This is a genomic window from Erwinia sp. ErVv1 (assembly GCF_900068895.1).
Taxonomy (GTDB): Bacteria; Pseudomonadota; Gammaproteobacteria; order Enterobacterales; family Enterobacteriaceae; genus Erwinia.
Genome location: NZ_CDPK01000005.1, coordinates 1 through 23,840 on the forward strand (window position 1 = coordinate 1; position 23,840 = coordinate 23,840).

The 23,840-nt window shown below is 55.7% G+C and carries 20 protein-coding genes; 12 read left to right on the top strand and 8 right to left on the bottom strand.

All coding sequences use genetic code 11. The features are described from left to right. Positions 1 to 635 precede the first annotated feature (635 nt). The 6 genes from rbsK (at position 636) to A1830_RS08740 (ending at position 8,330) form a co-directional block, all read left to right on the top strand. Positions 636 to 1,847 carry a ribokinase gene (gene rbsK, locus A1830_RS08715; RefSeq protein WP_067704709.1) on the top strand — a complete coding sequence of 404 codons (1,212 nt, stop codon included), beginning with the start codon at positions 636 to 638 and terminating at the stop codon, positions 1,845 to 1,847. 47 nt (positions 1,848 to 1,894) lie between these two features. After that, positions 1,895 to 2,818, top strand: coding sequence for a dihydrodipicolinate synthase family protein (locus A1830_RS08720; protein ID WP_067704713.1), 924 nt, complete (start codon positions 1,895 to 1,897; stop codon positions 2,816 to 2,818). 238 nt (positions 2,819 to 3,056) lie between these two features. After that, on the top strand, positions 3,057 to 4,307 hold the full coding sequence (locus A1830_RS08725; protein ID WP_067705541.1) for an MFS transporter: 1,251 nt from the start codon (positions 3,057 to 3,059) through the stop codon (positions 4,305 to 4,307). Positions 4,308 to 4,513: 206 nt separating this feature from the next. Continuing rightward, on the top strand, positions 4,514 to 5,392 hold the full coding sequence (locus A1830_RS08730) for a patatin-like phospholipase family protein (RefSeq protein WP_067704716.1): 879 nt from the start codon (positions 4,514 to 4,516) through the stop codon (positions 5,390 to 5,392). 299 nt (positions 5,393 to 5,691) lie between these two features. Continuing rightward, positions 5,692 to 6,996, top strand: coding sequence for an MASE1 domain-containing protein (locus A1830_RS08735; RefSeq protein WP_231877600.1), 1,305 nt, complete (start codon positions 5,692 to 5,694; stop codon positions 6,994 to 6,996). Positions 6,997 to 6,998: 2 nt separating this feature from the next. After that, the gene (locus A1830_RS08740) at positions 6,999 to 8,330 is read left to right on the top strand and encodes an HdeD family acid-resistance protein (protein ID WP_067704727.1); all 1,332 of its coding nucleotides are present in this window, start codon (positions 6,999 to 7,001) and stop codon (positions 8,328 to 8,330) included. Positions 8,331 to 8,346: 16 nt separating this feature from the next. Here the strand turns inward: A1830_RS08740 and A1830_RS08745 are convergent, their stop codons facing one another. After that, positions 8,347 to 9,096, bottom strand: coding sequence for a MipA/OmpV family protein (locus A1830_RS08745; protein ID WP_067704730.1), 750 nt, complete (start codon positions 9,094 to 9,096; stop codon positions 8,347 to 8,349). A gap of 171 nt (positions 9,097 to 9,267) precedes the next feature. On the opposite strand from A1830_RS08745, the gene A1830_RS08750 reads away from it, so the two are divergent. Next, entirely contained in the window at positions 9,268 to 9,603 is a 336-nt protein-coding gene (locus A1830_RS08750) for a DMT family transporter (RefSeq protein ID WP_067704732.1), read from the top strand. A 115-nt stretch (positions 9,604 to 9,718) separates the two neighbouring features. Further along, on the top strand, positions 9,719 to 9,934 hold the full coding sequence (locus A1830_RS08755; protein ID WP_067704733.1) for a hypothetical protein: 216 nt from the start codon (positions 9,719 to 9,721) through the stop codon (positions 9,932 to 9,934). Between the two features lie 49 nt (positions 9,935 to 9,983). Here A1830_RS08755 and A1830_RS22575 read toward each other — a convergent pair whose 3' ends face one another. From A1830_RS22575 to A1830_RS08765, 3 genes are all read right to left on the bottom strand, one after another. Further along, on the bottom strand, positions 9,984 to 10,166 hold the full coding sequence (locus A1830_RS22575) for a hypothetical protein (RefSeq protein WP_156484972.1): 183 nt from the start codon (positions 10,164 to 10,166) through the stop codon (positions 9,984 to 9,986). 78 nt (positions 10,167 to 10,244) lie between these two features. Further along, positions 10,245 to 11,444: an ATP-binding protein gene (locus A1830_RS08760; protein ID WP_067704741.1), complete on the bottom strand. Its 1,200-nt coding sequence runs from the start codon at positions 11,442 to 11,444 to the stop codon at positions 10,245 to 10,247. Beyond that, the gene (locus A1830_RS08765; RefSeq protein ID WP_067704742.1) at positions 11,441 to 12,130 is read right to left on the bottom strand and encodes a response regulator; all 690 of its coding nucleotides are present in this window, start codon (positions 12,128 to 12,130) and stop codon (positions 11,441 to 11,443) included. Before A1830_RS08765 ends, A1830_RS08760 begins: the two co-directional genes overlap by 4 nt. Before the next feature lie 462 nt (positions 12,131 to 12,592). On the opposite strand from A1830_RS08765, the gene A1830_RS08770 reads away from it, so the two are divergent. After that, entirely contained in the window at positions 12,593 to 14,194 is a 1,602-nt protein-coding gene (locus A1830_RS08770) for a coniferyl aldehyde dehydrogenase (protein WP_231877601.1), read from the top strand. Between the two features lie 75 nt (positions 14,195 to 14,269). On the opposite strand, the gene gabP is transcribed toward A1830_RS08770, so the two are convergent. Together gabP and gabT are read right to left on the bottom strand one after the other, a co-directional pair. Next, positions 14,270 to 15,682 carry a GABA permease gene (gene gabP / locus A1830_RS08775; protein WP_067704743.1) on the bottom strand — a complete coding sequence of 471 codons (1,413 nt, stop codon included), beginning with the start codon at positions 15,680 to 15,682 and terminating at the stop codon, positions 14,270 to 14,272. 84 nt (positions 15,683 to 15,766) lie between these two features. Further along, the gene (gene gabT / locus A1830_RS08780) at positions 15,767 to 17,053 is read right to left on the bottom strand and encodes a 4-aminobutyrate--2-oxoglutarate transaminase (protein WP_067704744.1); all 1,287 of its coding nucleotides are present in this window, start codon (positions 17,051 to 17,053) and stop codon (positions 15,767 to 15,769) included. 107 nt (positions 17,054 to 17,160) lie between these two features. On the opposite strand from gabT, the gene A1830_RS08785 reads away from it, so the two are divergent. Then, the gene (locus tag A1830_RS08785; RefSeq protein ID WP_197473311.1) at positions 17,161 to 18,651 is read left to right on the top strand and encodes a MocR-like pyridoxine biosynthesis transcription factor PdxR; all 1,491 of its coding nucleotides are present in this window, start codon (positions 17,161 to 17,163) and stop codon (positions 18,649 to 18,651) included. 285 nt (positions 18,652 to 18,936) lie between these two features. Here the strand turns inward: A1830_RS08785 and A1830_RS08790 are convergent, their stop codons facing one another. Continuing rightward, positions 18,937 to 19,914 (bottom strand): alpha/beta hydrolase, encoded by a 978-nt coding sequence (locus A1830_RS08790; RefSeq protein WP_067704748.1) that lies wholly within the window; start codon positions 19,912 to 19,914, stop codon positions 18,937 to 18,939. 42 nt (positions 19,915 to 19,956) lie between these two features. Next, the gene (locus tag A1830_RS08795) at positions 19,957 to 20,883 is read right to left on the bottom strand and encodes a PhzF family phenazine biosynthesis protein (protein WP_197473312.1); all 927 of its coding nucleotides are present in this window, start codon (positions 20,881 to 20,883) and stop codon (positions 19,957 to 19,959) included. An 878-nt stretch (positions 20,884 to 21,761) separates the two neighbouring features. Between A1830_RS08795 and tssB the strand changes: the two genes are divergently transcribed. Continuing rightward, on the top strand, positions 21,762 to 22,259 hold the full coding sequence (gene tssB / locus A1830_RS08800; protein ID WP_067704751.1) for a type VI secretion system contractile sheath small subunit: 498 nt from the start codon (positions 21,762 to 21,764) through the stop codon (positions 22,257 to 22,259). Between the two features lie 32 nt (positions 22,260 to 22,291). Further along, positions 22,292 to 23,839, top strand: a complete 1,548-nt coding sequence (tssC, locus tag A1830_RS08805) for a type VI secretion system contractile sheath large subunit (protein WP_067704753.1) — start codon at positions 22,292 to 22,294, stop codon at positions 23,837 to 23,839. The last annotated feature ends 1 nt before the right edge of the window (position 23,840 follow it).

A 23,840-nucleotide genomic window follows, 5' to 3' on the forward strand; every position in this document is an offset into this window, starting at 1 on the left:
AATATGCAATGACCAAAATAGTTGGGATATGAAGAAAATCAGAAGACTGAGAGTGCACAGTTTATTGTGACTGGTTTTTTCGTGGTGCAGATAAATGACCTGAATAGCGGCACCAAAAACTAAATCGAAAAGTGAGCTGAATCCTGCGCGATAGCAAACCTTAACGGGGATAGGCTTGGAAACCTGCGGACAGATAAACGGTTTTACCGGAGCAGCTCAGCAGTCCGCGGACAGATAAACGGTTTTACCGGAGCAGCTTAGCAGTCGGCGGACAGATAAACGGTTTTACCGGAGCAGCTCAGCAGCCCGCGGACAGATAAACGGTTTTACTCAAAGCGGCGCAGAAGCCCGAGAGGTGGACAATCCCTGCGGGTGACGGGTAATCCGCAGCGCTGCGGCGAAGACGGAAGGCCANGCCAAAGGCACCACGCAACGCGTGGCGCGAGGACGCCCGTCACCCGCAGGGATTATCCACCGGCACAGCAAATAGTGCAGCCCGGCAAATGCTGGGATTATCCACCGGCCCCCCGAAACGAGTTATTTTTGTTTGCTTTTGTTTTAACCTTTTCACTGGGAGTTCAGTCACGTTCCCCTAAACCAGAGTCTCATATTCTTTTGTGCACGCAGAGGTGGCCATGTTTACTGAAGAAAGACGAAATCAAATTCTGGCGTGGCTCGATGAGCAGGAGCGCGTCACGGTGAACGGACTGGCCAGCGCGCTGGGGGTGACAAAAGAAACCATCCGCACGGATCTCAATACGCTGGCCCGTCAGGGGCTGATCCAGCGCTGTCACGGCGGCGCAATCATTATCCGACGCAACATGCAGGCACGTCTAATCAGTGAAACGGGCGGCGATTTTGAAGTGCTGCTCCAGCGCCTGGAAGGGCGCAGGCAGCAGCGACAAGTACAACCCAGGGGAAAAAAGATGCGCGGCAAGGTGTGTATTTTAGGATCGTTTAACGTGGATATCGTTGCCCGGGTGGCGCGTTTTCCCAAAGGCGGAGAATCGCTGCTGGCATCAGGCAGCACGCTCGGGCCGGGCGGGAAAGGGGCGAATCAGGCCATGGCGGCCAGCCGGGCCGGTGCACGCGTGCATTTTGTTTCCAAAGTCGGCACGGACCAGTTCAGCCAGTTTGCCTTTGACCACCTTTCCGCGTCGGATATTCACTCCTTTAAGCTGTATCAGACCGCCGATGAACCCACCGGCAGCGCAATCATTTACGTCTCGCAGGAAAACGGCGAAAACATGATTGCCATCTACTCGGGAGCGAATAAAACCCTGACGGACGGTGAGATCGCCGAGATGACACCCGAACTGTCGCAGTCCGATGTGCTGCTGGTCCAGCTGGAGAACAACTTCTCCGCCACGCTTAACGCTATCAAGCTGGCCCACACCCTCGGCGTGCGGGTGATTATGAATCCGGCCCCTTTTTCAAACGATGTGCTGGCCTGCCTGGAATATATCGACGTGATTACCCCAAACGAAACCGAGGCATCGCTGCTCTCCGGCGTCGAAGTGGTGGATGTCGACAGCGCCAGGGAAGCGGCGCTGGCTATCGTGCGCCTCGGCGCTAAGCGCGTGATCATCACCATGGGATCGCGCGGCGCGCTGATCTGTGAGGATCAGCAGTTCCAGCATATTCCCGCTTTCCCGGCGGTCAGCGTGGATACCACCGGTGCAGGCGATGCCTTTAACGGGGCTTTCGCCGCAGCGCTGGCGGCGGGGGAGAGCATCACCCAGGCCGCCACGCGGGCATCAGCTTTCGCGTCGCTGGCCGTGGAGCGGGAAGGTGCTTCCAATATGCCAGACCGGGAGCAGGTCGCCGCCCGTCTGAATCAACGCTGAAACCAGGCATTTATCACAGCGGCAAAGGCTGCTGGCAGGAGAAAATAATGAAAAAAATTGAAGGCATTGTGCCGGTGATGTTGACGCCGTTTACCCCGGATAACCAGATTGACTACCCGGGGATGACAAAACTGATTGAGTGGTACCTGACCCAGGGGGTGGATGCGCTATTTGCCGTGTGCCAGTCGAGTGAAATGCAGGCGCTGTCGCTGGCCGAGCGGGTTGAGCTGGCGCAGTTTGTCGTCGCACAGGTGAAGGGACGGGTGCCGGTTATCGCTTCCGGCCATATCAGTGATGATATCGCCCGGCAAAAAGAGGAGCTGCTGGCGATGTCCCGTACCGGGATAGATGCCCTGGTACTGGTGACCAACCACCTTGATCCGCAAAATCAGGGCAGGGACGTTTTTTATCAGACCATCAATACCCTGCTGGACGCGCTGCCCGCCGATCTGCCGCTGGGCCTGTATGAATGCCCGGCTCCATACCGTCGCCTGTTGAGTGATGAGGAGTTCCGTTTCTGTGCCGAAAGCGGTCGCTTTGTGGTACTGAAAGACGTCAGCTGCGACCTGGAAACGGTAACCCGCCGCGTGGCGATGGCGGAAGGTACGCCGCTGGCGGTGATCAATGCCAATGCGGCCATTGCCTGGCCTGCCATTCAGGCAGGATCGAAAGGTTTCAGCGGCGTTTTCACCAACTTCCATCCTGAACTTTATCACTGGCTCTATCACCAGGGAGCCAGCCAGCCGGAAAAAGCCCATGAGCTGTCGCTGTTCCTCTCCCTCAGCGCGGTGACGGAAACCCTGGGCTACCCGAAAAATGCCAAGATCTGGCATCAGCGTCTCGGCACTTTCGACAGTGAATACTGCCGGGTAAATAAAGACAACGTACTGGAAAAATTCTGGGGACTTGGCGTGCTGCTGGAGCAGATCCAGCAGGGTACCTCGCTTTGGCAAAAAAAAATCGCGGAATAAGCCGCGTACGGGATGGCGCAAGGCCATCCCTCTGATCCTGCTGCCCGCCAATAATAACGATACGGGGAACAATCATGACTCTTTGCAACCGCAATGACCGGGCGAAAGAAAGACTCGCTCTTAATCCAAATAACACCCGCGCACCTCTTTGTCCATTTCGACAGGGAGATGCATGATGAAAGCAGATACCACCACCGTTATCAGTACATCCAGTGCTGCCCGCGCATCCTCCCCGGCGATGACGCAGGCGCCCGCCGTCAGCCGCTTACGCTGGGGCATTGTGATGATTCTGCTGCTGGCGGCGATCGTAAACTATCTCGATCGCGCTAACCTCAGTATTGCCAATACCACCATCGCCGCCGAGTTCGGCTTCTCGCAAACCGAGATGGGCCTGCTGCTGTCGGCCTTTCTGTGGCCCTATGCGCTGGCTAATCTCCCGGCTGGCTGGCTGGTTGACAGATACGGACCAAAGCGCATGTTCGCCTGGGCGCTCTGCCTGTGGTCCAGCTTTACCGTGCTGGCTTCATTCGTCAACAGCTACAGTTTCTTCTATGGCCTGCGTATGATGCTGGGCATTTCAGAATCGCCGTTCTTTACCTCCGGCATTAAAATTACCCATCGCTGGTTTGGCGACCGCGAGCGTGGCCTGCCGACGGCGATTATCAACACCGGTTCACAAATCGCCAACGCCATTGCGCCGCCAATCCTAACCGTACTGCTGCTTACTCTGGGCTGGCGCGGCATGTTCGTGGCGATTGGCCTGATGGGGCTGCCGCTGCTGCTGGCCTGGTGGAAATTTTATCGCGATCCCGATGCGCGTGAAGATGCCCTGCTGCACGCCGGGCAGCGCAGCGTGGCGCAGCCGGAAGAGCAGGTTCGCACCAGCTGGGGCGCACTGTTTCGCTATCCCGCAACCTGGGCGATGGTCATTGGTAACTTCTCCATTATGTTCACCATCTGGGTCTATCTAACCTGGCTGCCGAGCTATCTGGAGAAATCGCTGGGCTTCAGCCTGAAAGCCACCGGCTGGATTGCCTCTATCCCGTTCTTTGCCGGGATCCTCGGCGTGCTGGTGGGCGGCATGCTCTCCGACCGTCTGGTGCGTCGCGGCGTGGCATCCATTACGTCGCGCAAGATCCCGATAGTATTGGGTGCGGCACTGGCGGCCTGCTTCGTTGCTCCTGTCCCCTTTGTGAACAGTACGCCGCTGGCGATTACCCTCCTGGCGCTGGGCTACTTTTTCTCACAAATGCCGCAGGGGGCGCTCTGGACGCTGGCGAGTGATATCGCGCCGAAAGAGCAGGTGGCATCCCTGGGGGCTATTCAGAACTTTGGCGGGTTCCTCGGCGCGGCAATGGCACCGATTGTCACCGGCGTGATCCTGGATATGACCGGTAAATTCACCAACGTATTTTTACTCGGTGCCGTCTTACTCGTTATTGGCGCACTCAGCTACGGCCTGTTTGTCCGCCACCGCCTCCAGTCCTGACCGGTAATCCTTACCCTGCAACAATAAATAGCGTTCGGTTTAAACACCGAACGCTATTATAGATAAACTGCGTCCGGCGATATGTGCAGGCGCTAAGGGCAATCCGAATCGCCCAGGCAGGAGAACCTTTCTGTCATGTATGCCTGTTACAGGTGCCATTGTGATGCGGGAAGTGCGGATATAATTTCAGTTGCGAGGAGCAGGTAATGAGTCATAGCGGATCGGGTGAGGGCAGAGCAGTTGTATTAGGTGGTGGGGGCGTGGCAGGTATAGCCTGGATGACAGGGTTGCTGCTCGGTCTGCGGGACGAAGGGGTTGAGCCTGGGCACACAGCTGACGTGCTGATCGGCACGTCGGCAGGATCGACCGTCGCCGCACAGATTGCGTGTGGGTGCGATCTGGACGATCTCTTCCAGCGGCAGACCCTCCCCGAGAGGCAGGTAGCAGAGCTGGTGCCGAAACCGCATCTGGTTGAGCTGATCGGTAATGCGCTGCCGGTGCTGTTCAGGCTTACCGATGCGGTTGAAAGGACGCGGCGCATTGGCGAACTGGCGGCCAATAGCACAACCGTGGACGAGGCGCAGCGCCGCGCGGTCATCGCCGACCGGCTGCCCTCGCATCACTGGCCCGACCGCCAGCTCAGGATCGTTGCGGTTAATATCGCTACCGGCGAGCCGCAGATTTTCGATAAAGATTCCGGCGTCAGCCTGGTCGATGCCGTCGCTGCAAGCTGTGCGGTACCGGGCATGTGGCCCCCGGTGAGCATAAACGGTCAACGCTATATGGACGGCGGCATTCACTCGTCGGATAACGCTTATCTGGCGGCTGGCAGCGCTAAGGTTTTGATTTTGTCCCCGCTGGGGACGCAGGGGATGACGCTACCCGGCAGTGCAAACCTGACCAGTCAGGCTGAGGCGCTGCGCCAGGGCGGGGCCGACGTTACCCTTGTTGAACCTGACGAGGCTTCTCGCGAAGCGATGGGCAAGAATCCGCTGTCGCCCGAAACTCGCCTTCCTGCTGCAATGGCCGGCCGTGCGCAGGGCCGTGCTATCGCCGCCAGCCTGGCAGATAACCCCGCAGCCTGACGCCCGGAATCGGCAGGCGTGCTGCCTGCCGATTAACGGGCATACTCAGTAACAATGCCACAATGCCACAATGCCACAATGCCACAATGCCACAATGCCACAATGCCACAATGCCACATTGCTCAGAGCCAGCTCCTGACAATTACCGGGGCTTACGCCATTGAACTCTGATACAGTTTCAGCGGGGTCAAGCGAGACGTTATTCATTTTTTTGTCCCTGTTACTCTCCACGCCCGTTCTGTTGAAGAAAAAAAGATTGAGTTTATACTGTCGGGCAGGTCACATGAGAATTAAGAGAAATGAAAATGAATCGCGCGGCTTCTTTCTTTCAGCATAATGCAGTTTCCATCGCGCTGTGGATGATTGTTTACTATATTTCAGGCGTTATTTCATTAAAAGTCGATGCCATTGACGCACAAATTTCCATTGTCTGGTTTCCGGCAGGGGTGGCGACAGCGGCCTTTCTCTGCGCCAGGTGGCGTTTATGGCCGGTGCTGTTACTCTCTTTTATTATTATTAACGTTATTCTCGACAATGCATTTGATAATAAGTTAACTCTTTCAATTATCTACGCTATTCTCGCTATGCCGGCGAGTATGCTGATTGCCTGGATTTCACGCTACTTTTCCCGCCCCGGCGACGATCTGCATATTATTCTCTTATGGCTTTTTGCTACTATTCTGGTCAGTTTTGTAGATGCGCTGCTCTTTTCAGCGGGGCTGAACTTCTTCAGAAATGCCAATTTCAAAGAAATTTTTTGGAGCGGGTTTATCGCCGATGCGACGGGGATTATATTTGCTACAACGGTGATCATGGGGTTTATGAACACCCGCCTGCGCACCCGCACCTCGATCGTTAAAAATATCATTCCGGGCCTGGTGACCTGGATACTATTATGCCTGAGCAGCCTGCTGATTTTTAATAATACGGCTAAAGCTTTTGCCCATAATAATCTTCATCTTTACAGTGACGCGCTGATTTTTTCACTGGCCTGCATACCGGTCATTTTTGCCGTGTTAATGTCACTGCTGTGGGGCAATCGGGGCGGCTCGCTGGCGCTGCTGACGCTGTCCGCCATTGCGATGTATTTCACCAAAAACAAACTGGGTCCTTTCTTCATGAGAGGGCTGTATCCGCATGAACCGCTGATGCTGATTCAGGGCTATTTAACGGCAACCACGCTGTTAATGGTGTTTATCCGGGTCATTACCCGGGATATTTCTCATCTTGACGCTGCAAACGGCATTCAGGCCAGGCAGTATGCCGTTTATCAGTTAAACCTGGCCACCGGTGAGATTGCCTGGGGCAATCTCATGGGGGAGTTAGGCCTTATTGATGAGGACGTTTTTTCACACCGGGAAACACTCATGCAGCGGGTCCATCCGGATGACCGGGACCTTCTTGCCGCTCACTGGGCAGGGACGTCCAACCAGAACAATCTGCCGATTATCCAGTTTCGGCTAAGCACCGATGAGGGGGCCTGGATCAGAGTCACCGACAGCGGAAGCCTCTTTTTTAGCCAAAACACGCCGCAAATGATAGTAGGGAAATGGCGCATAACTAAAACCCTGCCGCTTTTCAAAACTGACCAGATGGATAAGTAAAAATGGTTCAGATCGCCTTATTACTCTTTGGTGCTGACTTTGTCAGAACCAAGTCAAAATATCTGTGGTTTATCGGCCTGCTGTGGGGCACGTTGGGCGCGCTGGTCTTTTTCGACGGGCTGGATGGTCAGCTCTACTTCCCACTGAAAACCTTCGGCTTTTTATTGATGGTCGAGAGCATTGTGACCCTGAGCGTCGCCTCCAGCGGGGCAGGGGCGCAAAAAGCGGTGCTCTATTTTAAAGGGGTGACGTTCCTGTTTTGTGCGCTGGTCATCATTATCAACCAGAAATACAGCAACCTGCTGCTGTCGGTTATGTTCGGTTTTTCATTCTTCATTATCGGCCTGTTTGTTGGCGTCTCGGCCTGGGTCGTTCGCTATCCGCGCTGGCATCTGAATATTTTTTACGGCCTGGTACAGATGTTTTTTGCCTTCTTTCTGTTTATCCATAACCAGGCTGCCGTCTCATTTTTTCTCGGTTTCTTAATGGCCGGTAGCGGCCTGAGCTGCTTATTTACCGCCGTGCGGGCAAGACGTATCCGTCATGCCAGCTCGGTGTTTCAGCTGATACAGCCTCAGGATACCTTAGAGCACAGGGAGTGGACGCTCGAGGAGAGTGCTGCGCTTGCGGCACTGGCTGAAAAACAAACCGGCTTATCCGGGAATACGCTCATCGTGCATATCTGGACGCCAGAGGGATCGGCAGAACATACCCCGGTTTCCCGGCCGGTCATTAACCGCTATATCGCGGCCGTTGATGAGGATGGCGTGATCTCCACGGGGCATGCAGCTCTTGAGGTGCCCTCACTGCTTTACATCAGCCTCTATCCTGCCGAAGATATTGACCGCTCCCCTTCAGAGTTTTTCCGCGTATTGAAGGCCACCCACGACAATGACGTTAAGGGGTCGTTTCAGCCCAGCTACGAAACCGAAGCCGCCGACTGGTGTCACTCGGACAGGCGGGTTATGTTCACCAATTACAACGTAGCCTCGCTGTCGGCTTTCTGGCAGATCTATTCCCGGCATGAAATTTATAACCTGACCTACCGTAACTGCTCCAGCAGCGTGGCCTATGCGCTGGAGGCTGCCCTGGAGGGCGTTCTCTCATCACGGAGCAAGAGCTGGACCCATACTCTCAAAATATTCTTTATGCCTGAACTCTGGATCGCTTCCCAGGTCCGCAAGCGCGCCCTGATGATGGCCTGGACGCCCGGTCTGGTGATGGACTATGCGCGCGCACTTAGCGCGGTAGTCCATCCCGTTGCCCTGCCCTGGTCGCAGAGGATGCCGTGGAAGTGGCGCTACTCCCACCAGCAGGGCCGCGCTGGCAAATAGCCGCCAGCGGCCGCGTTTAGAACGTCCAGACCAGCCCCGAGTTTAGCGTCCAGAAGTGGCTCTGGGAGACCATAGGGCTGTGGCGCAGGGGAGCGGGCAGGAAGGTGATGCGTGGTTGCAGGTAAAAATGCAGGTGCGAAGTGACATGCCAGTCAGCGGCCACCGCCAGCCAGGGTGAAAACGCCTGGCCGGGTGAATAGGCGGACATACCGGAGCGGGATGCTTCTTCCCGGCTGATGCCGTAGTAATAGCGAGCCTGCTGGGCATTAAGCCAGTCGACCCCGGCCTCAGGGTAGATATCCACTCCGGTGAGGGAAACCTGGCCCGCCCAGGCGAGGGTGCCCAGCAGGCCGTTACTTTCTCCCAGCGTGTCTGTTGAAAGCTCTGCCCTGAATGCGCCGACCGGGGTGATACGCTGGTAGCTTACTCCGCCCATCATCGTCGCGTGACGGTTGTCCAGTTCGCGCATGCGGGATGCGTGACTTCTTTTCGGGTCAAATTCCATATCGAGATAAAAAAGCCGTGCCTTAAGCTGATTTACACCGTCATTAACGGCATAAACCCCCGCGTCCAGCCCATCAACATACCAGTGGGCGTTGTCATAGCCGACATAGGGCAGGGCAGACCAGGTGGTTTTATAATTACGCCAGGGCAGGGCGTTAGCCTCTCCCTGTACACCCAGGGATAAATCAGCGGCGCTGGCCCGCGCGGCCAGGGCAGTAAAAATAATAAAGAGCGTGATTAAATATTTAATGGCTGATTTCATTTTCAGTTGGGTTCTTATATTCAGTCCGGAAAAAAAGAGTGTAGTCGCGATAACCGCGGGGGTGATCCTTCTCGGGTACATTTGGTCCCGGAACAATTTAAACGTAGAATAGCCGTTGAAGGTATCAATAATCCGCGTTCACTCGCGCCCAGACAGGATAAAGAAGGCACAATGTTTAATGTTTACGCAATTTTATTTATTTCTATTGTGGCCGAAACGCTGGCGACGACCATGATGAAAGCCTCCGAAGGATTTACCCGGCCCCTTCCGAGTATGCTGGTGGTTATCGGCTACTCGGTCTCGTTATACGGCCTGTCTCACGTCGTGAAATCGATGAACCTCGGTATTGCCTATGCCATCTGGGCCGGTATGGGCATTTTTCTGGTGTCAGTTATGTCATTTTTCCTCTACAAGCAGAAGCTCGATCTGCCTGCGCTGATAGGTATTGCTTTTATTGCTGCCGGCATCATTATTATCCAGCTCTTCTCCAAATCCGTCGCTCACTAATATTGAGTGCGAATAAACGGTTATCACAACTGCTGCCAAAACTTTAGCATTGGCTGACAATAACTGAGAATTAAAAGCGTAAGTTCTTTCCATCGCACTGATTCGGGAAGAAAAAATGAAGATTTCACGGCTTGTTGTCGGTTTATTTCTGCTTGGCGTATCCTCGGTTTCACTGGCCCAGTCTGCACCCCTGACGCATCAGCCCTGTCAGGGCAGACCGGTGCCGCACCAGTTTACCTTCAATAGTGCGGACACGGCTGAATTGCCGGATGAGAATATTCATCTGCCGGAAAGCGTTTTCATACGCTCATTCGATAGCAAAGCGGGCTGAAGTGCCAGCCCGCTTTGCCAATTGGCGTATGGATAGCGTTTGTTTTTCCTTAATCCACATAGCAAACCGGGCAGCCGGGTGTCGTTTGGGTATGTGGACTATCATGGCAGCCGGTGAGCGCAAATATGGCCGGAATGACGAATGCAATTACCGGCAATAGCCCGGTAAAGCGTGCGGGCACAAAGAGATGATGAAAAACCTGCTGCGCATAATGAATGAATGTGTTGGTCATAGCCTGCATCCTCCGTTGAGATGCGGCTATTTCATCAAGAGAGTGTCAAGATTCCCTGTAGTTATTATCAAGAGACGGTCAAGTTTCGCTTTTTTTATCGGCGACGGCGGCGGTAACCGGTAAAAGCAGGGTGATTTGCAGGCCTCCACCGGGCGGTAAGCTGGCGTAAACCGTGCCGCCACAGGCCTCACACACGGCTCGCGCAATAGACAGCCCTAAGCCACTGCCGCCAGAGTGCCTGGCGCGTGAAGATTCGGCACGGGTAAAGCGCTCAAACATGGTCAGTAAGAAGGCTTCCGTCACGCCCGGCCCCCAGTCCCTGAAGGTAATTTCACAGGCTTCCGGGCGACGGCTTACGCCAACCTCCAGCCGCTTGCCTTCACAGGCGTAGCGCAGGGCATTTTCCATAATAATCGTAAAGACCTGCCCAAGGCGAAAGCTATCGCCCATAAAGGGGACGGGGGATGAGGGGCTGATGGCGATCGCCATGCCAGCCGCCCCGGCCTGCGGTTTTAGCCAGGCAGCCCGCTCCTGGAGCAGCTCGACCAGGTCCAGTTTACTGTGGGTTAATAACAGGCGCCCGGCATCGGCGAGCGACAGCAGGTGCAGCTCATCGGTGAGGGTATTAAGCAGGATCAACTGTTTCATAACCATCTGCAACTGCGCAGGCTCGGGTTTAAACACGCCGTCAATCATCCCCTGTAACCGCCCGATAGCGGCCGTCAGGGGAGAACGTAGCTCATGGGCCATTGCCACATGGGAGGCGCGAAGCTCCCGATCGTATCGTTCAAGCTGGTGAGTCATGGTATTGAAATTTCGCGTAAAACGAGCAAGTTCCGCCGGGGCGTTGTCGACAATTCCCACCCGGGTGGAAAATTCCCCCCGGGCAATCGCACCCGCCGCCGTTGCCAGCCTGCTGAACTGCAAAGAGAGCGGGCGCGCAGAGCGCAGCCCTAACAGCACGATAAAGGGGATGGCAATCACCACCAGCACGCCCAGCATCAGCCAGTCTGCCGACGCAACGTTGGGGGCGGAGTAGCTGATCCCCCAGCCGGCATCCATCAGATGGTGGAAACGGGCCAGGTCGCGTTCCGGATGCTCCAGCAGCAGTGCAAACTCCCTGCGCTTCGCCGGTGGCATATGGTGGAGCACCCAGAGATTCTGAATAACAAAGCGCAGCCACATACTAAAGGCAATCAAAACAACTGAACCAATGGCCAGCGTCAGTACCCGCAGACAAATCCAGCGCCAGAGCGTTTGCTGATGTGGCGTCTTCATGGCTGACGGAACCGGTAGCCGACGCCGCGAACGTTGTGTAGCACGTTAGTGATCCCCGCAGATTCAAGTTTCCTTCGCAGATTATAAACGTGGGTGTCAACCACGCGCTCCAGCGCCTCGCTGTCGGGCAGGCAGTGCTCCAGCAGCAGCTGGCGGGAGAAAGGCTGAGTCTGTGCCCGCATGGTAAAGGCCAGTAAGGCGAACTCGGTTGGCGTAAGATCCAGCCACTGCTGGCCCTGATCCTCATCACCGACCACTGCCGTCAGCGCTAGCGGATCGACCTCAAGATTCAGCCAGCGAAGCCGCATCGCGCTCTGAGCATGGGCCGCTGTGCGGCGCAGCACCGCCTGGACGCGGGCGACCACCTCTCCCGGATTATAGGGTTTAACCACGTAATCGTCGGCCCCGTAGCGTAGCGCACCGATTTTATCCGAAGGATCGCTCATCGCCGTCACCATAATAACCGGGATGTCGGTCCTGCGGCGCACGGCAGCCAGCACTTCGGTGCCGTTCATACCGGGTAGCATCACATCCAGCAGAATGAGATCCGGCTTCCAGCGATGTGACATCTCAAGCCCGGCCAGCCCGTTGCCAGCAATGGACACCTGATAGTTTTCCCGCAGGAGGTAGGCTTCCAGTACGCCCGCAGCATCGGCATCATCCTCGATAATCAGTACGCGTTTCATCTCTGTTCCCTCTCCTGATGATGTTATGTCTTATTCCAAAGCGATAAAGGGGAGCCGGACTCTACCCTGCAATTCGGTGCCGATCGCAAAGAGGGCTACACTCCCGGATGGCGAGCGAAGAATGATAATCAAAAAAAACATGGCATACATTAACCCTGGTACAACGGCAGGCCTGCTTATGACCGTGCCGGAGCCGAAGGCATTCACGGCTTAGGCTACTGGCGGCAGGTTTACGTCCGCGGGGTCAATCCCGAGGTAATAGTAATCGTTTTGTGCTCAATGACGAATATCAATAGCCGCGCAGGGCGTGGGATCTGGACGCAGTAGGCTATCGACGGTAAAATGCGCGCGGCTAAAAACTGTATCAAAAATGCGCGGTAACAGCGCTATGGGCATTCACAACGCTTCAAAATGAAGCGTCGAATTTCTTTGGGTAATACCCGTTGATACAGAGCCGCCTCCATGAATATTTCACTCTGCCACGCTCTCTGTTTCATCGCTCCTTGCGCTGACGGCCAGGCCACGCCTGCCGACTACCCGATCGCCTTTATTCTCACCCGCTATGCAGTGAAATACCCGCTGCGGCTGTCACACCATTTTGCCAGACACAAGGTTCATACCATGAGTAACACAACATTAATCCTCAATAATACACCCGCGACGGAACAGCAGCTTGCGGATAATATCGCCGCCATGCGTTTGCAGAACCGTAAAGCAATACCCGATATCGCCACCCGCCGCGCACGTCTGAAAAAAGGTATCCGGTTACTGACAGATAATCAGGACGCGCTGGTCGCAGCATTTTCTTCAGATTACGGTCACCGCAGTCAGGTAACGACGCTTATCTCCGATATCCTTGGGTCCGTCGATGCCCTGCATCATGCCGAACAGCATCTGGAAAGCTGGATGCAAAGCGAAACGCGGGAAAGCCCCTTCCCCGGCGTCCACGCGCGTATTGACTACCGACCGCTTGGCGTTGTTGGCGTGATCAGTCCGTGGAATTTCCCGCTGGTGCTGGCGTTTGGCCCGCTGGCAGGGATCTTCGCGGCGGGTAACGTGGCGATGCTTAAACCCTCCAGTACCACGCCTGCCGGTTCGGCTCTGCTGTGTGAGCTGATCGCCCGCTATTTTGATGAGGATGAGTTCTCTACGCTACAGGGCAGCGGCGCAGGCTCGGCCTTTTCCGCTCAGGCCTTCGACCATATGATGTTCACCGGCAGTACGGAAACGGGCCGTAAAATCATGCAGGCGGCCTCGGCCACGCTGACGCCGGTGACGCTTGAGCTGGGCGGGAAGTCACCAGCCGTGATCGGTAAGGATGCGGACATTCGTATCGCGGCAGAACGCATCATGACGGTGAAAATGTTCAATGCCGGACAAATTTGTATCTGTCCGGACTACGTTTTGGTGCCCGAAGAGAAGAAAGAGGCCTTTATCCGCGAGGCTCAACACTTTGTGACCCAGCACTATCCCACCCTGTTGAATAACCCGGACTATACGGCGGTCATCAACGTTCGCGAGTATCAGCGTTTGCAGGGCTATATCACCCAGGCGCGGGAGCGTGGTGCTGACATCGTTGAGATTAACCCGGCCGGTGAGGTCTTTGATGAGCAGCATCATAAGCTACCGCCAACCCTGATTGTAAATCCCCCCCGCGACACGCTGGCGATGACCGAAGAAATTTTTGGTCCTCTGCTGCCGGTAGTGACCTACAAAGAGCCTGGCGAATGCGTCGAGCTGATCAATGCGCGGCCCAACCCGCTGGCGGCTTATTACTTCGGTGAGGATCGCGAAGCGATACATCATTTCCAGCAGAGCATTCTTTCGGGTGCCATCGTGATTAATGATGTGATGAGTCACGTCTTACATCACGACGTGCCGTTTGGCGGCGTGGGCGCATCGGGTATGGGGGCCTACCATGGGATTGAAGGTTTCCGCCGGTTCAGCCACGCGCAGCCCGTTATTGAGCAGAGCCCGCAGGGTGAATCGAATCTCCTGATGCGGGCACCTTACAATGGACAGACGCTGGAGACCATCGCATCGCTGCTGGCGCAGGCTGATTAATCGCTGCTGGCGCAGGCTAACCAGTCTGCTTCCCCGATAAGAAAAAATCCCCGCCTGCGGGGATTTTTTTATTGGTCAGAGATGATCCGACGAGTGCAGAGGCTTAAGCCGGGTTCGCTTTGCCACCGTCTGCCTGCTGTGTACTATCCGGCCAATAATCACCACGGTCAGAGCCAGCACGGCGGTGGCAATCATCTCGGAGCGGTGTTCAACCGAGAAGATCATCACCGTCAGGATGGTAATGATAAACCCGATGGTCAGCCACGTTAGCCCCGGGAAAAGCCAGACCCGATAGGTGATTTTCTCTCCTCTCGCTTCGCGCTGTTTGCGCATCACCAGATGAGATGCGGCTATCACCAGATAAACCAGCAGGGCAACGGCGCCTGAGCTGGCGAGCAGGAACTCGAATACGGCAGCGGGGGCGAGGTAATTCGCAATCACGGTAATAAACGCTGCCGCGGTGGAGAGCAGTACCGCCACCCGTGGCGTGCCTTTTGCGTCCGTCCGGCCAGCGGCGCGCGGGGCATCCTTACGGCGGGCCAGTGAATAGAGCATGCGTGAAGACGTATAGAGCGCGGAATTCAGACAGCTGCACACCGCCACTAACACCACCAGATCAACAATTAGCCGGGCGTGAGGGATATTCATCGCCTGCAGCACGGTCTGATACGAGCCAACCTTAGCCAGCGCGGGCGTGTTCCAGGGAACCAGCGCGACGACAAAGAAGATCGACAGAAGATAAAACAGGGCGATGCGCCAGATAACGGAATTGGTTGCTTTGGTGACCTCGGTCCCCGGGTTTTTTGACTCGGCGGCGGCGATAGTGACGATTTCGGTTCCCATAAAGGAGAACATGGTGGTCAGGATCGCGGCCATGACCGCACCCATACCGTTAGGCATAAAACCGTGCGTATCCCACAGATGAGAAACGCCGCTGACGCCGCTGTGGGGCAGCATCCCCGTGACCGCCAGCGCCGTGACAACCAGGAAGGCAACAATGGCAATAACTTTGATCAGCGCAAACCAGAACTCAAATTCGCCATAGTTTTTTACGCTAAGCAGGTTGGTGCCGGTCAGGACAAGGGTGATCGCCAGGGTAAACATCCAGATGGCGATCTGCGGAAACCAGGCATTAAGAATGGTGGCCGCGGCGTTTGCCTCAAGCGGGATCACCAGCACCCAAAACCACCAGTACAGCCAGCCAATGGTAAAACCGGCCCAGCGGCCAAGCGCTTTATCCGCATAGGTCGAAAACGACCCCGTATCGGGGCTGTCGACCGCCATTTCGCCCAGCATACGCATAATCACCACCACCAGCGCACCGGCTGCCAGGTAGGCAAGCAGGACGGCAGGCCCCGCAGCGGCAATGGCGTGACCGGAACCGACGAACAGACCGGCACCAATAACACCGGCAATCGACAGCATACGGACGTGGCGTGGTTTCAGGCCGTGTGACATTGCACCATTTTCAGATGGGAACGCTGACATGATTTTTCCTCCGGTACATCCAGAGCCTGCCGCAGCGGCAGACCCTGTTTGATGGGTAAGGGGGTCCGCACGGCGGACCCGGTATCAGGCCGTGACGGCAGGGCTTGCGCTGTCAGCGGTATGCATCCCCAGCACCTGGGACAGGATCGCCAGCGCCTGGGTAAACTGTTCGTCGGGGATGGTCAGTGGGTAAAGGAAGCGGATCACATTGCCAGCCGGGCCACAGGTCAGCAGCAGCAGGCCCTGATCCATGGCCTGCTGCTGCACCGCCTTCGCCGCGTCCGCATGGTAAAACTCCACGGCCACCATCGAACCGATCCCTCTGACGTCGCTGATTCCACAGTCGGACTTCTGCGCCTGATGCAGGAACGTCATCAGCCGGGCGCCGAGATCCTGTGCCCGCTCACAGAGCTGCTCCTTTTCGATAACGTCGAGTACCGCGTGTGCGGCGGCAACGGCCAGCGGATGACCGGCATAGGTGCCGCCCAGCCCGCCCGGCGTGGGGCTGTCCATCACCTCTGCACGACCCGACACCGCTGAAAGCGGCATCCCGCCCGCCAGGCTTTTCGCCATGGTGATCAAATCGGCTTTTACCGGATGATGCTCCATCGCAAACAGCCTGCCCGTACGGCCAAAGCCGCTCTGCACCTCATCGGCAATCAGCAAAATGCCGTGCCTGTCCGCCAGCTCGCGCAGGCGAAGTAAAAACTCCGTAGGGGCGATGCGAAAGCCGCCTTCACCCTGGACCGGTTCCAGCACGATAGCCGCCACGTCTTCCGGCGCGATATCCTGACTAAAAATGTCGTGCAGGCTGTTGAGAGCATCGTCCACGCTAATGCCATGCGCCGCGCTGGGATAGCGGCCATGCCACACCGAGGCGGGCATCGGGCCGAAATCGCGCTTATAGGGCGCGACTTTTCCGGTCATCGCCATGGTCATAAAGGTGCGGCCATGAAAGCCGCCGCCAAAGGTGATAATGCCGTGTCGTTTAGTGTGGGAGCGGGCTATCTTCACGGCGTTTTCCACGGCCTCAGCGCCGGTGGTAAAAAACGCCGTTTTGGCTGGCCCCGCGATTGGCACGGCGCGGTTAATGCGCTCGGCCAGCTCAACGTAGCTCTGATAGGGGGTGATCTGGAAGGCGGTATGGGTAAAAAGCTGTAGCTGACGCGCAATCGCGTCTTCAACATGCGGATGACGATGTCCGGTATTCAGAACCGCGATGCCGCCCGCAAAATCGATCCACGCCCGTCCGGTATCGTCCCACAGGGTGGCGTTTTCAGCGCGCTGGACATACCAGTCACAGAGGACGCCGACACCACGCGGGATTGCCTGCTCTTTTCTCTGCTGCATACTATTTTTTTTAACGCTCATCGTACGTCCTCGCGATAATGTGTTTACAAAACGTAAATAACAGGTCTATTTACGGGTGAGTTGCCACCTGATACCAGAGCCATTTCAGCACGAAGGAGTAGAGCCAATTGCGTACGCTATACGCGGATCACATATCTGAACGCCTGCAGCTTATGCAGGAAGGAACACTCCAGCAGCGGCTGCTTAAGTGCCTGCAGGCCGCTATTCTGGAAGGGGTCTTCCCCCTTGAAAGCCGCCTGCCCGCTACGCGTGACATGGCGCGGGAACTGGGGGTATCGCGTAATACCGTGATTTTCGTCTATGAAAGTCTGACCTCTCAGGGGTATGTCACAGCCCGCACGGGCAGCGGGACGTGGATTGCCGCCACGCTGCCGGAGAGCTGCCTGCAAAGTGGCGAGACCCTTACCGCTGTCACGGCTAACGCCAACCCGCTCTCGAGGCTGTCAAAGCGAGGTGCCAGCCTTATCGGCCATGCCACCGCTTCCCCGCATCAGTGGGGGGCATTCGTCCCCGGCGCGCCGGACGTTACGGCATTCCCTCACAAGCTTTTCAGCCAGATCCAGGCGCGGCTAAACCGCCAGCCCAGCGTTGACCGGCTCATCTACAGCAGCGACGGCGGCTGCCCGGATCTGCGGCAGGCGCTGGCCGGTTACCTGCGCATTGCCCGTTCAGTCAAGGCCGACGCCGACCAAATCCTGATAACGGAGGGCATACATCAGGCGGTCGATCTGGTTTCCCGCGTACTGTGCGATCGGGGCGACTGGGTATGGATTGAGGAGCCGGGATATTGGGGAACGCGCAATCTGCTGCGGATAAACGATTTAAAAATCCACCCGGTGCCGGTGGATGATCAGGGGCTGGTGGTTGACTTACCCGCTGGCACGCCGACGCCCAGAATGATATTCGTTACCCCTTCTCACCAGTATCCGCTGGGGGTGCATCTCAGCCCGGAAAGAAGGCTGCAGTTGCTGGCGCTGGCTAAGCGGCACAATAGCTGGATAGTGGAAGATGATTACGACAGCGAATTCCGCTTTTCCGGGCAGCCTTATCCTTCGTTGCAGGGCCTTAAGGCGGATGCGCCGGTGATCTACATGGGCACCTTCAGCAAAACGCTCTATCCGGCACTGCGCATTGGCTACATGGTGGTGCCTAAAGCGCTGATCGCCCCGCTGCGGGTAGCGGCCTCGGAGCTTTATCGCGGCGGCCACCTGCTGGTGCAGCGGGCGCTGGCAGAATTCATTGAAGAGGGACATTACGCGGCGCATATTCGCCGCGTGCGGCTGCTCTATCAGCAGCGCCGCCGTTTTCTCTGCCGACTGATCGGGCAATATCTCGGCGATCGCTTTCTGGCATCATGCGATCATGACGCCGGGCTGCACCTGGTCATCAGGTTACCCCAGGGCAGCGACGATGTGGCTATCGCGGCGCTGGCCCTGCGGCGGGGCGTCAAGGTGCGGCCCCTTTCCCAGTACTATATGCAGCTTCAGCACGAGCGCGGCCTGCTGCTCGGCTATGCCTGTGTGAATGAAAAACAGGCTCTGAGAGCCTTTGGAATATTAAAATCCTGCCTGACTGACTCGGGGATTTCGCTATGTTGAGGCGTGATAATGACGGACGTTGAAAAATTGAGGCAAAAATACCCGGGAGCCAGCGCATGGGCATTTGGCGATACCCCGGAAATGGCCGTGGAGAAAAGAACATCAGGCGTTTTTTGAAGGGTCGGGTGATTATGCGGTGGCTATGGAACGGGTGGTGGAGGAATTTATAGTCGTGGAGGTGGTCAGCTAGCCGGGCATCAGGACAGGGGCCTTGTCTGTATAAGGGCTGGCCCCTGTCCTGACAGTTGTTATGGGTGCGGCAGGGCTGTCATTATTTCAGTTAGACTATCCCTTTCCGGATGGTGTTGATTGTTTATCGCCATGGCATCTGGAAAACCAGGCGGCGATAACCTGCATCGCATCCCCTACCGCATCGAGGGCACCGCCCATCTCGATAAAACCATGAACCTGGCCCGCATAATGTCGATGCAGCACCTCAACCCCGGCATTAATCAGGCTGTGCGCATAGGCAATGCCTTCGTCGCGCAGTGGGTCAAAGCCACCGGTGATCACCAGGGCAGGCGGAAGGCCCAAGTGATCGTTAGCCAGCAGCGGGGAAGCCTGCCAGTCATTAGCGTCGGCGGCGACAGGCAGATAGCTTTTGACCATTTTCTGCATCGCGTTCGCATTTAAAGGAGGCGTTTGTGCCTGCTCTAAACGTGATAAACGTTGCTCGCCCTCAGCACTGTTATCGGTACTGGGATAAATCAGCACCTGACAGCATAGCCCTGGCCCTGACATCTCACGATTGGCCAGACAGGCTACGGCAGAGAGGCTACCGCCAGCGCTGTCACCGGCGATACCGATACGGGCGGGGTCCAGGCCCAGTGTTTCGGCGTTTTGCAGGATCCAGCGGCTGGAGGCAATGACGTCTTCAGGCCCGGCAGGAAAGGGATGCTCGGGCGCTAACCGATAATCTACCGCGACGATGATGCAGCCGCATGTCTCGGCCAGTCGGCGGCATACCTTGTCGTGAGTATCCAGGCTACCAATAACCCAACCCCCGCCGTGCAGATAAATTAATCCGGGTTGAGGCGTGCTATCCAGGCCCAGCGGTCTGTAAAGACGAAGCGGAATGGCTCCGGCTGGGCCCGGGGCAGAGAGGTTTTTTACCTCGGCCATATTCCGGGCCTCGCCACCCAGCTGTTCACCGACCGTGGCATAAAAAAGACGCATTTCCGCCGGCGTCAGTTCATCAATTGAAGGGCCGTCGGCCTTAGCCATTTCAGCCAGTACCCGTTTGACCTGCGGATCCATAGACATAGAAGACTCCGATATTGAGGGAATACTTAAGCATAATCCTTTTTACCCTGAATGCTCTTCGCTATAGCGCACATCTCCACCTAACCAGCAGCCTTCGGCTTCGCCCCGTGAATTAAAGCGGAAGGTCACCTCTATCTGCGACGGGCGGCCCATCGCCTGTCCCTGACAGATAATCACCTGCTGCTGCTGAGGGTCTATCTGCCCGCCGTGGCGCAGGCCAAATGCCAGTGCCGCAGCGGCAATCCCGGTCGCGGCATCTTCCTGGTAGCCTGAGGATTTGGGAAACTGACGAGCAAAGAACCTGCCCGGATTGTCCCTGTCGGGGGCGTAAGGGTACAGGCCGGTTGAATCAAGATGCTGACAGAGTTCGGCAATAAGGCTAAAATTTGGCTGTAAATTATGTAAAGTCTGACTGTCTTTGAGTGGCACAAGCGTTTTAATCCGGCTGGTGCAGGCGTTGATGACAGGTACATCTGCCAGCTGATCGGGTTTGATGCCGAGCAGAGACAGAATTTCTGGCTGTAATTCTTCGCTACGGGGTATAGCTGAAATCTGCCCCGCGGGTTGGGTGATCTCAACCCTGAACTTATCTGCAATGGCACTGCGCACGATGCGGGCATAAACCTTGCCACTGCGCGTAAGAATAGTCGCTTTATCCCGCGTTAATATCCCCAGACTGGTCATCAGCCACACCGTTCCGACGGTCACGTGCCCGCACATCTCCATTTCATGATTGGGAACCCAGAAATGCAGCGAAAAATCATAATCGCTGCCCGCCGGTGCCGCTTTAACAAAACCGCTTTCATGACCGGTTTGGCGAGCGACAGCCTGCATATCCTCGTCGCTCATCGCGCTGGCATTTAAGACGACTGGTGCCGGGTTTCCCCCATGAGGTCCGGCAGCAAACACATCGACCGTAACGACCTTTCCGGCGGGCAACGCAGCCAGCGACTGTTGTAAACTCATCATTCAGTTTTCCCCTGTTCAAGTCAGTTCTTATGGCCGGGCTGGCTCTCTTCTGGCTGACAGAAAAAGCAACGCGCCGCGCGGGCGGTGTTTAGCCTGGCGCTTACGGGGCGCGCCCGCCATCAACAGGTAGTGTAATGCCCGTAATATGTTTTGCCTGGGCTGAGAGCAAATAGGTGACCGCCTGCGCCACATCTGCCGATCGGCAAAATTGGCGAGGACGTGAACAGGTTAGAGACCTGGGATAGCCTTGCAATAATTCACCATTTTTCCGTCCCGATGTACAGATACTCGTTGAGCCGCAGCAGCCTAAAAAACCGTATCTTTGGGGTTGGAATCAACGGGTGCAGTATTTAAGTGAATAACAAAAATTTTACTTTGAAGACTCTTATGAACATTCCTCTTGCCCGGTAGTGAGCTGATCAAGATTTTTTAATAAAAATTAAAATCAGATTATTCATGCAGGCGATGATTTTTTGTACGGCTTTTAACATTAAGTTAAATTGAGCATTTACCGTACATCCTTATTCCATAAGGATTAAAGGGCTTATGCTAGGAAAATTCTTATAAATCAAACAGATGATCTTTGCTTGCTAAACGCAGTGTGTGTAATATTTTGTTACATATTTTCATTTCCACTGCCCTGGTTAACATTCTTACACTCGCGTCTATAGGTTATTATCCGAAATTATTCGCTTTCAGATAAATACCCAAAATACAGTGTCAGCCTGCTGGTGAATGGATTGTGCTTGCTTTTAACTCCAGGGTTTTGATTCACGTCGGATGACGTGATCGTGGAGGGTATTCTGGCCGGGTAAGTCTTTCTTATTATTTCTCACTGGCATTGACCGTTTCTATAACTCCATAGAACAGGGATAGTCATGTCTAACTCCTATCAGTCCGAGATCCCCAAAGCCCGCGTTAATATCCAGTTAAGCCTGCACACGGGCGGCGCTCAGAAAAAAGTCGAATTGCCCCTCAAGCTTATGGTGGTGGGGGATTACAGCAATGGTGCCGAGCAGCGCCCGGTGTCTGAGCGTGAGACTGTCAGCATCAATAAAAATAACTTCGATAACGTGTTATCTGAATACTCTCCCTCAGTAAACCTTTCCGTAAAAAACACCCTGGCGGGTGACGGCAGTGAAGAAAACGTCAGCCTTTCCTTCAGTGAAATGAAAGACTTTGAACCTGAGCAGATTGCCCGTCAAATCCCCCAGCTCAAGGCCATGCTCGCCATGCGTAATCTGCTGCGCGACCTGAAGGCTAACCTGCTGGACAACGCGACATTCCGCAAAGAGCTGGAAAAAATTCTGCTCGATCCGACGCTCAGCGCTGAACTCAGAGCCGAGCTGTCTGCTCTGGCACCGAAACAGCCATAACGGTCACGATACTTAACGGATTAATGAAGGAAATGCTGATGTCTGTAAAAAATGAGAATGCTGCGGGTGGCGAAAGCATCGTGCTGGAACGTCCGGAAGTCGGGGGTGTGTATGCCTCCCTGTTTGAAAAAATTAACCTGAGCCCGGTATCAACGCTGAGCGCGCTGGATATCTGGCAGGATAGCCAGGCGATGTCCGATGCCACGGCTGACGAGCGGCTAACCGCCGGTATGCAGGTCTTTCTGGAATGCCTGACTAAATCGGGTGCAAAAGTCGAGAAGCTGGACAGGTCTCTGATTGACCACCATATCGCTGAGCTCGATTACCAGATTAGCCGCCAGCTGGATGCCGTCATGCATCATGAGGAATTTCAGAAAACAGAAAGCACCTGGCGTGGACTGAAATCTTTAGTCGACAAAACAGACTTCCGTCAGAACGTCAAAATCGAGCTGCTCGACCTGTCAAAAGAGGATTTGCGTCAGGATTTTGAAGACGCGCCGGAAATTATTCAAAGCGGATTGTATCAGCACACGTATACCGCAGAATACGATTCTCCGGGTGGCGAGCCGATTGCCGCACTCATTTCCGCCTACGAGTTTGATGCCTCTGCGCAGGACGTGGCGCTGCTGCGAAACATATCAAAAGTGTCCGCGGCTGCCCACATGCCCTTTATTGGCTCGGCGGGACCGAAATTCTTTTTAAAAGACAACATGGAACAGGTTGCCGCCATCAAGGATATTGGCAACTACTTTGACCGTGCTGAGTATATTAAATGGAAATCCTTCCGCGAGACGGATGACTCCCGCTATATCGGTCTGGTCATGCCACGCGTACTGGGTCGCCTGCCGTATGGCCCGGATACCGTGCCGGTGCGCAGCTTTAATTACATTGAAGAAGTGAAGGGGCCGGATCACGACAAATACCTCTGGACCCATGCCTCGTTTGCCTTTGCGGCCAACATGGTGAAAAGCTTCATCAACAACGGCTGGTGCGTGCAAATCCGTGGCCCGCAGGCCGGTGGTGCCGTTCAGGACCTGCCCATCCATCTGTACGATCTGGGTACCGGTAATCAGGTAAAGATCCCGTCTGAGGTGATGATCCCGGAAACCCGCGAATTTGAATTCGCCAACCTCGGCTTCATCCCGCTGTCGTACTACAAAAACCGCGACTACGCCTGCTTCTTCTCAGCGAACTCTACCCAGAAACCGGCGCTGTATGACACCGCCGATGCGACGGCCAACAGCCGCATCAACGCGCGTCTGCCGTATATCTTCCTGCTGTCACGAATCGCCCACTACCTGAAGCTTATTCAGCGTGAAAACATCGGCACCACCAAGGACCGTCGTCTGCTGGAGCTGGAGCTCAACACCTGGGTCCGCGGCCTGGTGACCGAAATGACCGATCCGGGCGACGAGCTGCAGGCTTCTCACCCGCTGCGCGATGCGAAAGTGATTGTGGAAGATATCGAAGATAACCCGGGCTTCTTCCGCGTGAAGCTGTATGCGGTGCCGCACTTCCAGGTCGAAGGGATGGACGTCAATCTGTCGCTGGTTTCCCAGATGCCGAAGGCGAAAGCGTAAG